Origin of the sequence: Pantoea ananatis LMG 2665 (assembly GCF_000710035.2) — a bacterium.
Lineage (GTDB): Bacteria > Pseudomonadota > Gammaproteobacteria > Enterobacterales > Enterobacteriaceae > Pantoea > Pantoea ananatis.
The window spans coordinates 1-15,059 of record NZ_JMJJ01000006.1 but is presented as its reverse complement, the minus strand read 5'-3'; the positions used below and the strand labels follow the sequence as shown (position 1 = coordinate 15,059).

The 15,059-nt window shown below is 51.9% G+C and carries 16 protein-coding genes and 1 other annotated feature; of the genes, 11 read left to right on the top strand and 5 right to left on the bottom strand.

Annotated features, from left to right (window positions below):
- The first annotated feature begins 174 nt into the window (after positions 1-174).
- From ffh to EL29_RS13530, 6 genes are all read left to right on the top strand, one after another.
- Positions 175-1,536 (top strand): signal recognition particle protein, encoded by a 1,362-nt coding sequence (gene ffh, locus EL29_RS13555; protein ID WP_013026896.1) that lies wholly within the window; start codon positions 175-177, stop codon positions 1,534-1,536.
- A 142-nt stretch (positions 1,537-1,678) separates the two neighbouring features.
- Positions 1,679-1,927 carry a 30S ribosomal protein S16 gene (gene rpsP / locus EL29_RS13550; RefSeq protein ID WP_007893313.1) on the top strand — a complete coding sequence of 83 codons (249 nt, stop codon included), beginning with the start codon at positions 1,679-1,681 and terminating at the stop codon, positions 1,925-1,927.
- Positions 1,928-1,945: 18 nt separating this feature from the next.
- The gene (rimM, locus tag EL29_RS13545; RefSeq protein ID WP_024471533.1) at positions 1,946-2,494 is read left to right on the top strand and encodes a ribosome maturation factor RimM; all 549 of its coding nucleotides are present in this window, start codon (positions 1,946-1,948) and stop codon (positions 2,492-2,494) included.
- A 35-nt stretch (positions 2,495-2,529) separates the two neighbouring features.
- Positions 2,530-3,291, top strand: coding sequence for a tRNA (guanosine(37)-N1)-methyltransferase TrmD (trmD, locus tag EL29_RS13540; RefSeq protein ID WP_019104713.1), 762 nt, complete (start codon positions 2,530-2,532; stop codon positions 3,289-3,291).
- 42 nt (positions 3,292-3,333) lie between these two features.
- Complete coding sequence (gene rplS / locus EL29_RS13535) at positions 3,334-3,681, top strand: 50S ribosomal protein L19 (RefSeq protein WP_013026892.1); 348 nt, start codon at positions 3,334-3,336, stop codon at positions 3,679-3,681.
- 295 nt (positions 3,682-3,976) lie between these two features.
- A complete protein-coding gene (locus EL29_RS13530) occupies positions 3,977-4,531 on the top strand; it encodes a hypothetical protein (protein ID WP_019104712.1) in 555 nt (184 codons plus the stop codon).
- A gap of 18 nt (positions 4,532-4,549) precedes the next feature.
- On the opposite strand, the gene EL29_RS13525 is transcribed toward EL29_RS13530, so the two are convergent.
- Complete coding sequence (locus tag EL29_RS13525; protein WP_014594414.1) at positions 4,550-5,080, bottom strand: GNAT family N-acetyltransferase; 531 nt, start codon at positions 5,078-5,080, stop codon at positions 4,550-4,552.
- Between the two features lie 285 nt (positions 5,081-5,365).
- Here EL29_RS13525 and EL29_RS13520 point away from each other — a divergent pair, with 285 nt between their 5' ends.
- Entirely contained in the window at positions 5,366-6,445 is a 1,080-nt protein-coding gene (locus tag EL29_RS13520; protein WP_014605181.1) for a 3-deoxy-7-phosphoheptulonate synthase, read from the top strand.
- Between the two features lie 6 nt (positions 6,446-6,451).
- Positions 6,452-7,573, top strand: a complete 1,122-nt coding sequence (tyrA, locus tag EL29_RS13515; protein WP_014594413.1) for a bifunctional chorismate mutase/prephenate dehydrogenase — start codon at positions 6,452-6,454, stop codon at positions 7,571-7,573.
- 36 nt (positions 7,574-7,609) lie between these two features.
- Here the strand turns inward: tyrA and pheA are convergent, their stop codons facing one another.
- The 4 genes from pheA to bamD form a co-directional block, all read right to left on the bottom strand.
- The gene (pheA, locus tag EL29_RS13510) at positions 7,610-8,773 is read right to left on the bottom strand and encodes a bifunctional chorismate mutase/prephenate dehydratase (protein ID WP_014594412.1); all 1,164 of its coding nucleotides are present in this window, start codon (positions 8,771-8,773) and stop codon (positions 7,610-7,612) included.
- Positions 8,774-8,795: 22 nt separating this feature from the next.
- Positions 8,796-8,919 (bottom strand) — a sequence feature (Phe leader region).
- A complete protein-coding gene (locus tag EL29_RS22985; protein WP_193372328.1) occupies positions 8,871-8,918 on the bottom strand; it encodes a hypothetical protein in 48 nt (15 codons plus the stop codon). Its footprint overlaps the feature before it by 48 nt.
- Before the next feature lie 100 nt (positions 8,920-9,019).
- Positions 9,020-9,352 (bottom strand): ribosome-associated translation inhibitor RaiA, encoded by a 333-nt coding sequence (raiA, locus tag EL29_RS13505; protein WP_013026886.1) that lies wholly within the window; start codon positions 9,350-9,352, stop codon positions 9,020-9,022.
- A gap of 277 nt (positions 9,353-9,629) precedes the next feature.
- Positions 9,630-10,361 carry an outer membrane protein assembly factor BamD gene (gene bamD, locus EL29_RS13500; RefSeq protein WP_013026885.1) on the bottom strand — a complete coding sequence of 244 codons (732 nt, stop codon included), beginning with the start codon at positions 10,359-10,361 and terminating at the stop codon, positions 9,630-9,632.
- A gap of 129 nt (positions 10,362-10,490) precedes the next feature.
- On the opposite strand from bamD, the gene rluD reads away from it, so the two are divergent.
- The 3 genes from rluD to clpB all read left to right on the top strand — a co-directional run bounded on the left by rluD (position 10,491) and on the right by clpB (position 14,895).
- On the top strand, positions 10,491-11,471 hold the full coding sequence (gene rluD, locus EL29_RS13495) for a 23S rRNA pseudouridine(1911/1915/1917) synthase RluD (RefSeq protein ID WP_013026884.1): 981 nt from the start codon (positions 10,491-10,493) through the stop codon (positions 11,469-11,471).
- The gene (yfiH, locus tag EL29_RS13490) at positions 11,468-12,196 is read left to right on the top strand and encodes a purine nucleoside phosphorylase YfiH (RefSeq protein WP_028715714.1); all 729 of its coding nucleotides are present in this window, start codon (positions 11,468-11,470) and stop codon (positions 12,194-12,196) included. Before rluD ends, yfiH begins: the two co-directional genes overlap by 4 nt.
- A gap of 125 nt (positions 12,197-12,321) precedes the next feature.
- Complete coding sequence (gene clpB, locus EL29_RS13485; protein WP_022623083.1) at positions 12,322-14,895, top strand: ATP-dependent chaperone ClpB; 2,574 nt, start codon at positions 12,322-12,324, stop codon at positions 14,893-14,895.
- The last annotated feature ends 164 nt before the right edge of the window (positions 14,896-15,059 follow it).

Genomic DNA, 15,059 nt, shown 5'->3' with positions numbered 1-15,059 from the left:
TCAGTCAGATAAAGGAAAAGGGCAGTATAGCGCCAGCCGCAGCAGGCTCCAAACGATCTAAGGTGGAATTGATGAGGAACTGAGGTGGAAGTGAAGAGATCGCCTCGGCTTCGTGTTATAATCCGCCGCATTCTGCCGGTATGGTGCCTCGCGATTTTTTTTAAGTGAGAGACAATGTTTGACAATTTAACCGATCGTTTGTCGCAAACTCTGCGCAATATCAGCGGCCGCGGAAGGCTGACTGAAGACAACATTAAAGATACGCTGCGCGAAGTGCGCATGGCGCTGCTGGAAGCTGACGTTGCGCTGCCGGTGGTGCGTGACTTCATTAATCGCGTCAAAGAGAGCGCGGTAGGCCACGACGTCAACAAAAGCCTGACGCCGGGCCAGGAATTTATCAAAATTGTCCGTAACGAACTGGTTACGGCGATGGGCGCAGAAAACAACGCGCTGGATCTTGCCGCACAGCCGCCGGCTGTCGTACTGATGGCCGGTCTGCAGGGTGCGGGTAAAACCACCAGTGTCGGTAAGCTGGGTAAATTTCTGCGTGAAAAGCACAAGAAAAAAGTGCTGGTGGTATCTGCTGACGTTTATCGCCCGGCGGCGATTAAACAGCTCGAAACGCTGGCACAGCAGGTCGGTGTGGATTTTTGCCCCTCGGATCTGAGCCAGAAGCCCGTTGATATCGTCAACAACGCGCTGCGTGAAGCCAAACTCAAGTTTTATGACGTATTGCTGGTCGATACCGCGGGTCGTCTGCACGTAGACGAAGCGATGATGGACGAGATTAAACAGGTTCACGCCGCAATTAATCCGGTAGAAACCCTGTTTGTCGTGGATGCCATGACCGGTCAGGATGCGGCGAATACCGCCAAAGCCTTTAATGAAGCGCTGCCGCTGACAGGGGTTATTCTGACGAAGGTGGATGGCGATGCACGTGGTGGTGCTGCCCTGTCTATTCGCCATATCACCGGCAAGCCGATCAAATTTATGGGGATGGGCGAGAAGACCGATGCGCTGGAAGCCTTTTATCCTGACCGCATTGCCTCGCGTATTCTTGGCATGGGCGACGTGCTGTCGCTTATTGAAGATATCGAGAGTAAAGTTGACCGCGCGCAAGCGGAAAAACTGGCGAAGAAACTGAAAACCGGCGACGGTTTTGATCTCAATGACTTCCTTGAGCAGTTAAAGCAGATGCGCAACATGGGCGGCATGGCGAGCCTGATGGGCAAGCTGCCGGGCATGGGGCAACTGCCAGACAACGTGAAATCGCAGATGGATGACAAAGTGCTGGTGCGCATGGAAGCCATCATCAATTCGATGACACGCAAAGAGCGTGAAAAACCAGAAATTATCAAAGGTTCGCGCAAGCGCCGCATCGCTACCGGCTCGGGCATGCAGGTGCAGGACGTTAACCGCTTATTAAAGCAGTTCGACGACATGCAGCGGATGATGAAGAAAATGAAGAAGGGCGGAATGGCGAAAATGATGCGCGGCATGAAAGGTATGATGCCGCCAGGTTTCCCAGGACGCTAATGGGTTCCACAAAAAAGCCTGGGATTACTCGGTTTAGGTTGCTTTTTGCGCCAAAATGAGTAAAATTTTCGGGCTTTTTATACAGCACCCGGACCCCGTTCCTCGATGGGGGCCGGGTGTTTTATTAACTGAAGAGGATGTTATGGTAACAATTCGTTTGGCACGTCACGGCGCTAAAAAGCGTCCGTTCTATCAGGTCGTCGTCACTGACAGCCGCAATGCACGCAACGGTCGCTTCATCGAGCGCGTAGGTTTCTTCAACCCGATCGCATCTGGTCAGGCAGAAGGTCTGCGTCTGGATCTGGATCGTATCGAGCACTGGGTTGGCCAGGGCGCAACGCTTTCTGATCGCGTTAACGCGCTGATCAAAGAAGCAAAGAAAGCAGCTTAATCTGTCACGGTGGTGAGCATGAGCAGAGAACTTGCCGCACAGGCACCTGTTAACCCGATTGTTTTGGGGAAAATGGGTGCGGCATACGGCATTCGCGGCTGGCTCAAAGTGTTTTCCTCCACTGAAGACGCTGAAAGCATCTTTGACTACCAACCCTGGTTTATCCAGCGCGCCGGTAAATGGCAGCAGGTGGAACTGGATGGTTGGAAGCACCACAATCAGGACCTGATCATCAAAGTCAAAGGCATTGACGATCGGGATGCGGCGGCACAGTTGACCAATTGCGAAATTCAGGTCGACTCGACGCAGCTGCCTGCGCTGGATAACGGTGAGTACTACTGGAAAGACCTGATGGGTTGCAAGGTAGTCAACGTTGAAGGCTACGAACTGGGTAAAGTCGTCGATATGATGGAAACCGGTTCGAACGACGTTCTCGTCGTGAAGGCAAACCTGAAAGATGCGTTTGGTGTACAGGAGCGGTTAATTCCGTTTCTTGATGAACAGGTTATCAAGAAAGTCGATCTCTCTACTGGCCTTATTGAAGTAGATTGGGATCCTGGTTTTTGATCTCCGAATCAAACGGTAACGTAACGGCGAAGACAATGTGGATTGGTGTAATTAGCCTGTTTCCAGAAATGTTTCGCGCTATTACCGATTACGGGGTAACTGGCCGGGCAGTAAAAAATGGCCTGCTCAGTGTTCAAAGCTGGAGTCCACGTGACTTCACGCACGACCGGCACCGTACTGTGGACGATCGTCCTTATGGTGGCGGACCGGGAATGCTGATGATGGTACAACCTTTACGGGATGCCATCTCCGCAGCGAAAGCAGCGGCGGGAGAGGGTGCCAGGGTGATATATCTTTCACCTCAGGGCCGCAAACTTGACCAACAGGGCGTTTGCGAACTGGCATCACGAGACAAGCTCATCCTTGTCTGTGGTCGCTATGAAGGGATTGATGAGCGCGTAATCCAGACCGAAATTGATGAAGAATGGTCAATCGGTGATTACGTTCTCAGCGGCGGGGAACTGCCAGCAATGACGATGATTGACGCGGTTGCCCGGTTCATTCCGGGAGTACTCGGCAAACAGGCGTCAGCCGATGAGGATTCGTTCTCTGACGGGTTGCTGGATTGTCCGCACTATACCCGACCTGAAGTGTTAGAAGGGATGGACGTTCCGCCAGTTTTGCTGTCGGGCAACCATGCCGATATTCGCCAGTGGCGCCTGAAACAGTCGCTAGGCCGTACCTGGCTAAGAAGACCTGAACTTCTGGAAAACCTGGCTCTGACTGAAGAGCAAGCAAGGTTGCTTAAGGCGTTCCAACAGGAACACCAGCAACAAAACGATGATGCGGAAGAGTGATCTTCCCTGACTATCAGTTTACCCAGGATAAGAGATTTAATTATGAGCAACATTATTAAGCAAATTGAACAAGAGCAGATGAAACAGGACGTACCTTCCTTCCGTCCGGGTGATACCGTGGAAGTGAAAGTATGGGTCGTTGAAGGTTCTAAAAAACGTCTGCAGGCATTCGAGGGCGTGGTTATCGCTATTCGTAACCGCGGTCTGCACTCTGCATTCACTGTTCGCAAAATTTCTAACGGCGAAGGCGTTGAGCGTGTCTTCCAGACTCACTCTCCGGTAATTGACAGCATCGCTGTTAAACGTCGTGGCGCTGTGCGTAAAGCCAAACTGTACTACCTGCGTGAGCGTACTGGTAAGTCTGCTCGTATCAAAGAGCGTCTTAACTAAGGTATCGCTAACGCGACATCTAAAAGTTAATAGCAAACAAGGGGTTGGCAATGTGCCAGCCCCTTTTTTATGCCAGTGCCTACAAAATGCCTACGCCGAATGTTTGCCGTCATCTGCAGGCAAAGTGTGCCAGACCAAAGCGCTGTCTCACATAAAGGAAAACCTGTCGGAACAGAACAGGTATCTTTGCGATGCTGAGCATGCCAACCACCGGGATGCTGCGTAACGCAATCTGCTCGTCATCGGACACAACCGATTATTCTCTTATTCAATCTCATTGCCCTAAGGACAGGTTTTGAAAGACGTCGTTTTTTTAGTTTCCGGCTTTATATTTTCGCTCGCCTCATTCTATTCAGCCCGATATGCACTGGAAGGCAACAAGCATAAGTGGCTTTGCCGCTGCCTGACCGCAGTCTGGGTAAGCATGGGATTCGTGTTGTTTCCCCTTTTTCTTGCGCTGGGGTTGTATGGTCCGGCCCTTATCTTTGTGGCGGCTAACGTGATCCTTGTTTGGGCAGGCCGCGAACACAAAAAGGAACTGGCACGTAAGAACAAAACGTCCACGGCGGTGACGGCGCATGTGCCCCTGGTCGAGGTTGATATGCCCTGGCTGAGTCTAAAAGAGATCGGGTTCAGCTATTTTGACTACGAGGGTAAGGTGGCTTACCGGCGCGTGGATGTGGAGTCCTGCGATGGGATGTTTATCAAAGGCTATTGTCATTTCCACAGAGAGATGCGCGCATTCGAACTGGTACGGATCGAATCCGGCATTATCATTCTGCGTAATACCGGGAAAACCATAGACGTTAACAGCTGGCTTGTCGCTTATGTTGAGGCCTACGACCGCTGAGTACGATCTCATGCCTTTTCATGAGGGGCGCTGGAAATGATAGATCGCCGCGTTGACCGGCCCGCTGTCTAGTACAATTAAACCATAACGGTAATCGATAAAGCGCCCGCCACTCTTTTCCGCTACACGTCTGCTGGCGAAGTTATTCTCAACCGCCAGCAGTTCTATTGTCTGTACATCCGGGCGCGCAAAGCCAAATTCCAGTAACAGCTTTACCGCTTGCGTGGCAACACCCTGACATTGCGCGTCACTGCGAACCCAGTACCCCAAAGCGCAAAACTCTCCCGGTTTTTTAGCAAAGCGAAAGCCTGCACCACCTAACAGGCGGTTCTGGGCATCCACGATGGCAAATTCTTCTGCTTCTTTAAGTGCGCGTTGTAAGTGTGTAAAGCGAATCCAGCTTTCGGCTTCATCCGGCTGATAATCCGGATGCGCCCAACTCATCCAGGGCAATAACGTATCCAAAGAGTCATTAACGGCTACGGTGAAGGCCTCAATATCGCTTAGATCAAAAGGACGCAGGCGAATGGCTGCGGTGGTCTGGGTCATGTTTTCGTCCTTGTCAGTTAACGTATCAATATTAACAGGGGGATTTCGGTGGTGGAACAGATGCTATGTATATTTATGTTTACACAATGACAGCCTGACTGATTGTGTTTTTATTTTTTTAATTCATTGATATTAAATATATTTTATTGGTATTTTCAGGTGATTTATTTTTGATGGTAAATAAAGTGTACATAAGGGATTGTCGAGTGTACTCATTATGATACAGTTTCATCTCTCCTCCATGAGGATCCCGTGACCGCATAAATGAGTGTAAAGGACAGGACGATGCAAAAAGACGCGTTAAACAATGTTCATATCGCCAATGAGCAGGTGTTGATTACTCCCGAAGAGCTTAAAACGAAATTCCCGTTGAGCAATGCGCAGCAGGCGCAAATCGCCGCCTCGCGCCAGACGATTGCGGATATCATTGCAGGCCGTGATTCCCGCCTGTTAGTGGTTTGTGGCCCATGCTCAATTCACGATACAGAAGCGGCTCTGGATTATGCGCGTCGTCTGCAAAGCCTCTCTGAGCAGGTGAAAGATCGACTGTACCTTGTTATGCGCGTCTACTTTGAGAAACCCCGCACGACCGTTGGCTGGAAGGGGTTAATTAACGATCCTTACATGGATAACTCATTTGATATGGAAGCGGGTTTGCACATTGCCCGTGAGTTGCTGGTGAATCTTGTCGATATGGGCTTGCCGTTAGCGACGGAAGCGCTGGATCCAAACAGCCCGCAATATTTGGGCGATCTTTTTAGCTGGTCGGCGATTGGCGCACGCACGACGGAATCACAAACCCACCGTGAAATGGCTTCAGGCCTGTCAATGCCGGTGGGCTTTAAAAACGGTACCGACGGCAGCCTGGGGACGGCGATAAATGCCATGCGCGCGGCGGCAATGCCTCATCGGTTTGTGGGTATCAATCAGTCAGGCCAGGTTTGCCTGTTGCAAACACAGGGAAATCCTGACGGGCACGTTATTTTACGCGGCGGCAAAGCACCAAACTACAGTCCGGAAGACGTGGCACAATGTGAAACGGCCATGCTTAAAGCGGGACTCCGCCCGGCCTTAATGATAGATTGCAGCCACGGTAACTCTGATAAAGACTACCGCCGTCAGCCTGGCGTCGCGCAGTCGGCCATCGATCAGATCAAGAAAGGCAACCGTTCGATTATTGGCCTGATGCTGGAAAGCCACATTAGTGAAGGCAATCAGTCTTCCGAGCAGCCGCGCAGTGAGATGAAATACGGCGTCTCTGTTACCGATGCCTGCATCAACTGGAACGTCACCGAGGCGTTACTGCGCGAAATGCATGATGAGCTAAACGAGGTTCTGTCGGCGCGTCTTTCACACGAGGTGTAGTGGGCAATGGTGGCTGAATTAACGGCATTACGCGAACAAATTGATACGGTAGATAAAGCACTGCTGGATCTACTGGCAAAACGTCTGGAACTGGTAGCGGAAGTCGGCGAAGTTAAAAGCCGCCATGGTTTGCCAATCTATGTTCCGGAGCGGGAAGCTTCTATGCTGGCGTCCCGTCGCAAAGAGGCAGAAGCGCTGGGCGTGCCTGGCGATCTGATTGAAGACGTATTGCGCCGCGTCATGCGAGAATCCTATACCAGCGAAAATGATAAAGGGTTTAAAACCCTGCGTCCCGAGTTACGTCCGGTGGTGATCGTCGGCGGTAATGGCCAGATGGGACGCCTGTTTAATAAAATGCTGACGCTGTCGGGCTACCAGGTAAAAACGCTGGATAAAGATGACTGGGATCGGGCGGAAACGCTGTTCAGCGATGCCGGTATGGTGATCATCAGCGTGCCTATCCATCTGACCGAGCAGGTGATTCAACAACTCCCTGCGCTGCCGGATGACTGTATTCTGGTGGATCTGGCGTCCGTCAAGAATCGCCCCCTACAGGCGATGCTGGCGGCGCATCAGGGACCGGTACTCGGTCTGCATCCTATGTTCGGGCCGGACAGCGGCAGTCTTGCCAAGCAGGTTGTGGTCTGGTGCGATGGGCGGCAGCCGGAAGCCTATCAGTGGTTTCTGGAGCAGATACAGGTCTGGGGAGCGCGCCTGCATCGCATTGGGGCAGAAGAACACGACCAGAACATGGCATTTATCCAGGCGCTGCGCCATTTCGCGACTTTTGCTTATGGCCTTCACCTCGCTGAAGAGAATGTCAATCTTGATCAGCTCCTGGCTTTGTCCTCGCCCATTTACCGGCTTGAGCTGGCAATGGTGGGGCGCCTGTTTGCACAGGATCCGCAACTGTATGCGGATATCATTATGTCATCTGAAAATAACCTGAACCTTATCAAACGTTATTATCAGCGCTTTGGTGAAGCCATTGCCCTACTGGAACAAGGTGATAAAAACGCCTTTATTGCCAGCTTCAACCGGGTAGAAGAGTGGTTTGGCGATCACGCCAAACGCTTTTTGGTTGAGAGCCGAAGCCTGCTGCGCTCGGCGAACGACAGCCGGCCATAAGCTAAAAAGGCATCCAGTTGGATGCCTTTTTACTGATTACTTGTCGGGTTCAACAGGAATGATATTTTCGCTGGGGTAACAGCCAAGTACTTTTAACGAACGCGTCATTGCCCTCAGCTCTTCTAATGCCTGCTGCATCTTTTCAGACTGCAGATTGCCCTGCACATCCAGATAAAACATCTCTTCCCACGGGTTACCGTTGATAGGCCGGGATTCCAGTTTGCTCATAATCAGGTTGTGCTGGCGCAAGACCAACAGTGCGTCAACCAGTGCACCCGCCTGCTGGCCGGTTGCCATGATCAGCGTCGTTTTCGCCGAAATCTGATCGGATACTTCGATGGGCTTACGGGCCAGGACAATAAAGCGTGTGTGATTCTGCTGTTGGTTGGCCAGATTACGCTCCAGCACCTGTAACTGATACAGTTCGCCACCGGCTTCGCTACCGATCGCCGCGACCTTAGGTGAGTTGAGCGCGGCCACTTTTTCCATGGCAGCGGCGGTGCTTTCGGTGTAGACAATCTTCCAGTGCGGGAAGCGGTTAATGAAGTGGCTGGTCTGCTGAAAAGGCTGCGGATGGCTGTAGACCGTTTCAATCTGTTCCAGGTCGCTCTGGCTACTGACCAACATGCAGTGCTCAATCGGAAGCGTCAGTTCCCCTACGATAGAGAGGTTGGTCTGTTGCAGCAGGTCGTACACATCGTTGATTGAACCGGAGCTGGTATTCTCGATCGGTAAGACGGCGTAATCCGCCGCGTTATTCTCCACCTGTTTGATAATGTCATGAAATTTCAGGCAACCGCATTCAACCATGTTACTGAAATGACGCGCGGCATACTGACGGGCAGCCAGATGAGAGTAAGAGCCTTTCGGGCCCAAGAAGGCGATGCGGGCCGCATGAGCATGCGTATGGTTGAGGTTTTTTTGCAGCAAGGCCTGCTGAGTCAGAACCGAATCTTCAATCACTAACTGAAACAGGCGGGTAATGTAGTGCGCATCCAACTGATGTTTTTTACCCAGTACGATGAGGTGCTCAATCAGTGCGCGTTCACGTTCGACGTCGCGGACAGGGCGGTGCGTTGCCAGCTTCGCCTTTGCAACCTCCACGGCCAGCAAACGCCGTTCAGCGAGTAACGTCAGTAGTTTTTCATCAACGGCGCTGATTTTATCACGCAGTGCCAGAAGCGGATTGTCCGGGGTCATAAGGCTCACCTGTAAGCTATCCAATAAAAAAGCCTCCCGGTTGGGAGGCTTTGTTGTTCGTCTTCGCTTTCTTTTTACACGACGAATGGCCTCCCAGTCAGGGGAAGGTAAAAAAGAAAGCGAAGAAAAACGACAGTGTTTTCATGACAGGTTCCAAAAATAAGCTGTTCTGAGAGTAACCGCACAGATGAAAAGCTGTCAACAAAAAACGCGCCCGTAGGCGCGTCAGGAAGGTGAGGACAAAACTTACTCTTCGGCGGCGGGGGTAAAGTCTTTAACGCTGGTGGCCGCGCGGCGCGCTTCAGATTTGTGCTGCACTTTATTAAGTTGGCGCTCGAGTTTTCCTATCAGGTCGTTGATAGCAGTGTACATATCGTCATGTTTGGCACTGGCGACCAGTGTACCGTTTGGCGTATTAATCGTGGCGTCTGCCACAAACTCTTTGGATTCTTTCGACAGAACGATATGCGGGTTAATCAGGTCGGTTTGCCACTTTTCTAGCTTGGCGAGACGGTCTTCGACGTGTTCACGGATGGCTGGAGTAATTTCCATTTGCTTACTGGTAATATTCACGATCATTATGCTTACCTCTCTGTGATTGCCGTCTGAATGGATCCAGCATAGCGCGATATCTCTGTAGATGTGTGATTTTGATCACAAAAAAATGTCACTTTTTGTCAACTACAGCAAATTGTGAGAAAGGGCGAGAATGTGGCCGAAAAGCCTTGAAGCTAACGCCTTATCAAGGCATTCTTGATAAGTTAGCTCAACAGGTAAATCAACATTTTGCCTGTTTTATGCACATAAAAAAGCAGCCTCCAGGGCTGCTTTTTTTGTGGCTCAACGCGCGAGCGTCTCAGTCGTTGTTTGCTGCGATAATTTTTGCGACTTTATCCGCCTCGGCGTTCAGTTGCAACTGGCGATAGGCGTTTTCCATCAGCGGTAACGCATCGTGCGTCGCCTGCGTGTCCGGATAATCGCGCATCATCCCTTCAACACGGTTAACAACCGCGACATAGGCCCCACGCTTGGTATAGAATTGCGCCACTGAAAGCTCATATTTTGACAAACGGTCTTTCAGATAGACCTGACGTTTATAGGCATCGGCTGCATATTGGCTGTTTGGATAGCTGCGCAGCAGCTGTGCAAAGTCGCGGAATGCATCACGAGCATGGGTAGGATCGCGATCGGAACGGTCGATGCCGAAAAAGCCCTGCAATGCCGAATCATCCAGCGCCATATCCGTCAGCCCTTTCATATAGATGACGTAATCGATATTAGGATGCGTAGGATTTAAACGCATAAAGCGGCTGATGGCAGCCTGCGCCATCGGCAGATCGGCATTTTTATAGTACGCGTAGATCAAATCCAACTGAACCTGCTGCGAATAGGGACCGAATGGGTAACGATTATCCAGCGCTTCCAGTTGCTTAATCGCCGCTTTAAAGTTACCGTCCTGCAGCTTTTGTTGCGCTGTAGCATAGATTTCAGAAGGCGGGTTGTCCGGTACCGCGTCATTTGAGCCGGAACAACCAACAAGTGCCAGGCTCAGTGTGGCTGCAGCCACCAGATATTTCATACGCGTCATGACGAAGTGATTATCCTCAAAATGTTATGGCGGAAGCTGTCCGTATAGCTCCCGGTAATGACCAGGTACGATAGCACATTATATTAAACGGCATCGCCGTAAAACCCAACGTTAACGAAGAAGCTGTATATGGCACAACAAGTTCAACTCACCGCAACGGTATCCGAATCACAACTCGGACAACGTTTAGATCAAACTTTGGCGGAATTGTTCCCTGATTATTCACGTTCCCGCATAAAAGAGTGGATCCTTAACCAGCGCGTCAGTGTCAACGGCACTGTGACTGATAAGCCGAAAGAAAAAGTGCTCGGCGGCGAGCGCGTGACCATCGATGCTGAGATCGAAGAAGAGCAGCGCTGGGAACCCCAAAATATCCCGCTGGATATCGTCTACGAAGATGAAGATATCATTGTCATCAATAAACCACGTGACTTTGTGGTGCATCCGGGCGCGGGCAATCCTGATGGCACCGTACTCAATGCGCTGCTGCATCACTATCCCGCCATTGCCGATGTGCCGCGCGCGGGCATCGTTCATCGCCTGGACAAAGATACAACCGGGCTGATGGTCGTGGCGAAAACCGTCCCGGCACAAACGCACCTTGTCGACGCCCTTCAGCGCCGTGAAATTACACGTGAATATGAAGCGGTCGCCATCGGTACGATGACTGCTGGCGGCACGGTCGATGAACCGATTAGCCGTCACTCGACTAAACGTACGCATATGTCCGTGCATCCCATGGGGAAACCGGCTGTCACTCACTATCGCATCATGGAGCATTTCCGTGCTCATACGCGGTTGCGTCTGCGCCTGGAAACCGGCCGTACGCACCAGATCCGTGTGCATATGTCGCATATTAATCACCCTCTGGTGGGCGACCCGCTTTACGGTGGCCGTCCGCGTCCGCCAAAAGGCGCATCGGAAGACTTTATTACCACGCTGCGCGGATTTGATCGCCAGGCGCTGCATGCGACGATGCTCCGGCTTTACCATCCTATCTCTGGGATTGAGATGGAATTCCATGCCGCGATACCTCAGGACATGATTGATCTGATTGATGCGCTGAAAGCGGATACAGAGATGTTCAAGGATCAGCTGGACTGGCTATGAGCCTGATTATTCCACAATGGCCGGCACCCGATCGGGTGCGTGCCGTCTCAACGTTACGGCAGGGCGGCGTGAGCGAGGGGAACTGGCGTTCGCTTAATCTCGGCAGCCATGTCGGTGACAAGCTGCATCATGTGGCAGCCAACCGTGAGCGGCTGATAGCGCTTGCGGCGTTGCCCGCGATGCCGCAGTGGCTGGAGCAGGTTCATTCAACCGACGTTGCCTGCCTGAGCGCAGGGGGAACCGCGCCGCGACAGGCAGATGCTTGTATTACGCGGGAAACGGGCGTGGTATGTGCAATCATGACGGCTGACTGCCTGCCTGTGCTGTTTTGTTCGGATGACGGCCGTGAAGTTGCTGCGGCTCATGCAGGATGGCGCGGGCTGTGTGGCGGCGTACTGGAAAATACCCTGGCACAGTTTCAGGCTGCGCCCGGCAATATTCACGCCTGGCTCGGGCCGGCCATTGGTCCTGATGCGTTCGAAGTCGGTGCAGAAGTGCGTCGCGCGTTTATGAATCACGATCCTGAGGCAGCTGCCGCTTTTCGTCCGGCGGGGGAAAAATTCTACGCGGATATCTGGCTACTGGCCCGTCAGCGGCTCCATGCTGCAGGCGTGAAATCAGTGAGTGCGGATTCACGTTGTACCTTTAGCGAGCAGGACGATTTTTTCTCCTATCGTCGGGATGGCATCACCGGCCGTATGGCAACTTTAATTTGGCTGTTATAGTCTTAGCCCGTAAGACGATCCAGACAGCGCGTTTTTTAGTCCTTTTTCAGGTCATTAACCTTGAATATTTGAGGAATGACCTCATTTTAATCTCCAGTAGCATTTGACCTGTAATGGGAGGAATTATGCGTCTGGATCGTCTTACTAATAAATTTCAACTCGCTCTGTCCGACGCGCAGTCTTTGGCTTTAGGACACGATAACCAGTTTATTGAACCCTTGCACCTGATGAGCGCGTTGCTCAAGCAGGAAGGGAGTTCCGTTGCGCCCCTGTTGTCCTCAGCCGGTACTGACGTAGCATCGTTACGTACGCAAATTGATCAGGCTATTGACCGTTTGCCGCAGGTAGAAGGCAGCGGCGGAGATGTGCAGCCATCATCCGACCTGATCCGAGTGCTTAACCTGTGCGATAAGCTGGCACAGAAGCGCAACGACAACTTTATCTCATCAGAATTATTTGTTTTGGCAGCCCTGGATTCACGTGGCTCGCTGGCGGACATATTGAAATCCGCAGGCGTCACCAACGAAAAGCTCACCAAAGCGATTGAACAACTTCGTGGAGGCGACAACGTGAACGATCAGGGTGCTGAAGATCAGCGTCAGGCTTTAAAGAAATATACGATCGATCTCACCGAGCGCGCCGAGAAAGGCAAGCTCGATCCGGTGATTGGGCGTGATGAAGAGATTCGCCGTACCATCCAGGTACTGCAACGTCGTACTAAAAACAACCCCGTGTTGATTGGTGAGCCCGGCGTAGGTAAAACCGCCATCGTCGAAGGGCTTGCGCAGCGCATTATCAATGGTGAAGTGCCGGAAGGGCTGAAAGGCCGCCGTGTGCTGGCACTGGATATGGGCGCGCTGGTGGCAGGGGCTAAATACCGTGGTGAATTCGAAGAGCGTCTGAAAGGCGTGCTCAGCGACCTGTCTAAGCAGGAAGGCAACGTCATTCTGTTTATTGATGAGCTGCATACTATGGTGGGCGCGGGTAAAGCAGATGGGGCAATGGACGCCGGCAATATGCTGAAGCCTGCGCTGGCGCGCGGCGAGTTACACTGTGTCGGCGCTACCACGCTGGACGAATATCGCCAGTATATCGAGAAAGACGCAGCGCTGGAGCGCCGTTTCCAGAAAGTGTTTGTGGCAGAGCCCAGCGTTGAAGATACCATCGCGATTTTGCGGGGTTTGAAAGAGCGTTATGAGTTGCACCACCATGTGCAGATTACTGACCCGGCTATCGTCGCGGCAGCAACGCTTTCTCATCGCTACATAGCCGATCGCCAGTTGCCAGATAAGGCGATTGACCTGATTGATGAGGCGGCATCCAGTATCCGTATGCAGATTGACTCCAAGCCGGAAGCGCTGGATCGTCTGGAGCGCCGTATTATTCAGCTGAAGCTGGAACAGCAGGCGTTAAAGAAAGAATCTGATGATGCCAGCGTCAAACGTCTGGATATGCTGGAAGCCGAGCTAAACCAGAAAGAGCGTGAATATGCCGAGCTGGAAGAAGAGTGGAAAGCGGAAAAGGCCTCGTTGACCGGCACGCAGAATATCAAAGCGGAGCTGGAGCAGGCGCGCCTTACCCTTGAGCAGGCACGTCGCTCAGGCGATCTGGCACAGATGTCTGAACTGCAGTACGGCAAGATCCCGGCGCTGGAGAAACAGCTGGCTTCCGCTACACAGTCTGAAGGCAAGACGATGAAGCTGCTGCGTAACCGCGTAACGGACGTTGAGATTGCCGATGTTCTGGCGCGCTGGACCGGTATTCCGGTCGCCCGCATGATGGAAGGGGAGCGCGACAAACTTCTGCGTATGGAGCAGGAACTGCATTCACGAGTCATCGGACAGGATGAAGCGGTTGAAGCGGTTTCCAATGCCATTCGCCGTAGCCGCGCAGGTCTGGCCGATCCTAATCGTCCTGTCGGATCGTTCCTGTTCCTGGGCCCAACAGGTGTGGGTAAAACGGAACTGTGTAAATCACTGGCTAACTTCCTGTTCGACAGTGACGATGCGATGGTTCGTATCGACATGTCAGAATTTATGGAAAAACATTCTGTGTCGCGGCTGGTGGGCGCACCTCCGGGTTATGTCGGCTATGAAGAGGGCGGCTATCTGACTGAAGCGGTTCGCCGTCGTCCTTATTCTGTGATCCTGTTAGATGAAATCGAGAAGGCGCATCCCGATGTCTTCAATATTTTGCTGCAGGTTCTGGATGATGGCCGGTTGACGGACGGACAAGGGCGCACCGTTGATTTCCGCAATACGGTCGTGATCATGACCTCTAACCTGGGCTCAGATTTAATTCAGGAACGTTTCGGCAATCTGAATTATCCCGAGATGAAAAATCTGGTGATGGGCGTAGTGGGTCAACATTTCCGTCCAGAGTTCGTGAACCGTATTGACGAGGTAGTGGTGTTCCATCCGCTGGGTGAGAAACACATTGCGTCTATTGCACAGATTCAACTGCAGCGGCTGTACAAACGTCTGGAAGACCGAGGCTATCAGCTGCATATCTCTGATGCGGCGATCAAACTGTTGGGCGAAAACGGTTATGACCCGGTTTACGGTGCGCGTCCACTGAAACGCGCTATCCAGCAGCAGATAGAAAACCCACTGGCACAGCAGATTCTTTCTGGTGAGCTGGTCCCGGGCAAAGTGATAGAGATGGACGTAAAAGACGATGTCATTACTGCCCACCAGTAAAGGCATATTTATTAAAAACGGGCGTTACGCCCGTTTTTTGTACGCGTAATCTGTGGTTTTGGCTTTTTTTAAAGCGTATTGCCTGGAAAGTAATCACTCGAAAGATTTATTTGAATTAGCGCTTGTCAGTCTAAAATATTTGCCTATAATGCGCCTCCACTGAC

Coding starts and splice junctions, on each gene's coding strand:
- rimM (WP_024471533.1), top strand. CDS start 1,946: ATGAGCAGAGAACTTGCCGCACAGGCACCTGTTAACCCGATTGTTTTG.
- bamD (WP_013026885.1), bottom strand. CDS start 10,361: ATGACGCGTATGAAATATCTGGTGGCTGCAGCCACACTGAGCCTGGCA.
- clpB (WP_022623083.1), top strand. CDS start 12,322: ATGCGTCTGGATCGTCTTACTAATAAATTTCAACTCGCTCTGTCCGAC.
- yfiH (WP_028715714.1), top strand. CDS start 11,468: ATGAGCCTGATTATTCCACAATGGCCGGCACCCGATCGGGTGCGTGCC.
- EL29_RS13525 (WP_014594414.1), bottom strand. CDS start 5,080: ATGACCCAGACCACCGCAGCCATTCGCCTGCGTCCTTTTGATCTAAGC.
- trmD (WP_019104713.1), top strand. CDS start 2,530: ATGTGGATTGGTGTAATTAGCCTGTTTCCAGAAATGTTTCGCGCTATT.
- rpsP (WP_007893313.1), top strand. CDS start 1,679: ATGGTAACAATTCGTTTGGCACGTCACGGCGCTAAAAAGCGTCCGTTC.
- ffh (WP_013026896.1), top strand. CDS start 175: ATGTTTGACAATTTAACCGATCGTTTGTCGCAAACTCTGCGCAATATC.
- pheA (WP_014594412.1), bottom strand. CDS start 8,773: ATGACCCCGGACAATCCGCTTCTGGCACTGCGTGATAAAATCAGCGCC.
- raiA (WP_013026886.1), bottom strand. CDS start 9,352: ATGATCGTGAATATTACCAGTAAGCAAATGGAAATTACTCCAGCCATC.
- tyrA (WP_014594413.1), top strand. CDS start 6,452: ATGGTGGCTGAATTAACGGCATTACGCGAACAAATTGATACGGTAGAT.
- EL29_RS13520 (WP_014605181.1), top strand. CDS start 5,366: ATGCAAAAAGACGCGTTAAACAATGTTCATATCGCCAATGAGCAGGTG.
- rplS (WP_013026892.1), top strand. CDS start 3,334: ATGAGCAACATTATTAAGCAAATTGAACAAGAGCAGATGAAACAGGAC.
- rluD (WP_013026884.1), top strand. CDS start 10,491: ATGGCACAACAAGTTCAACTCACCGCAACGGTATCCGAATCACAACTC.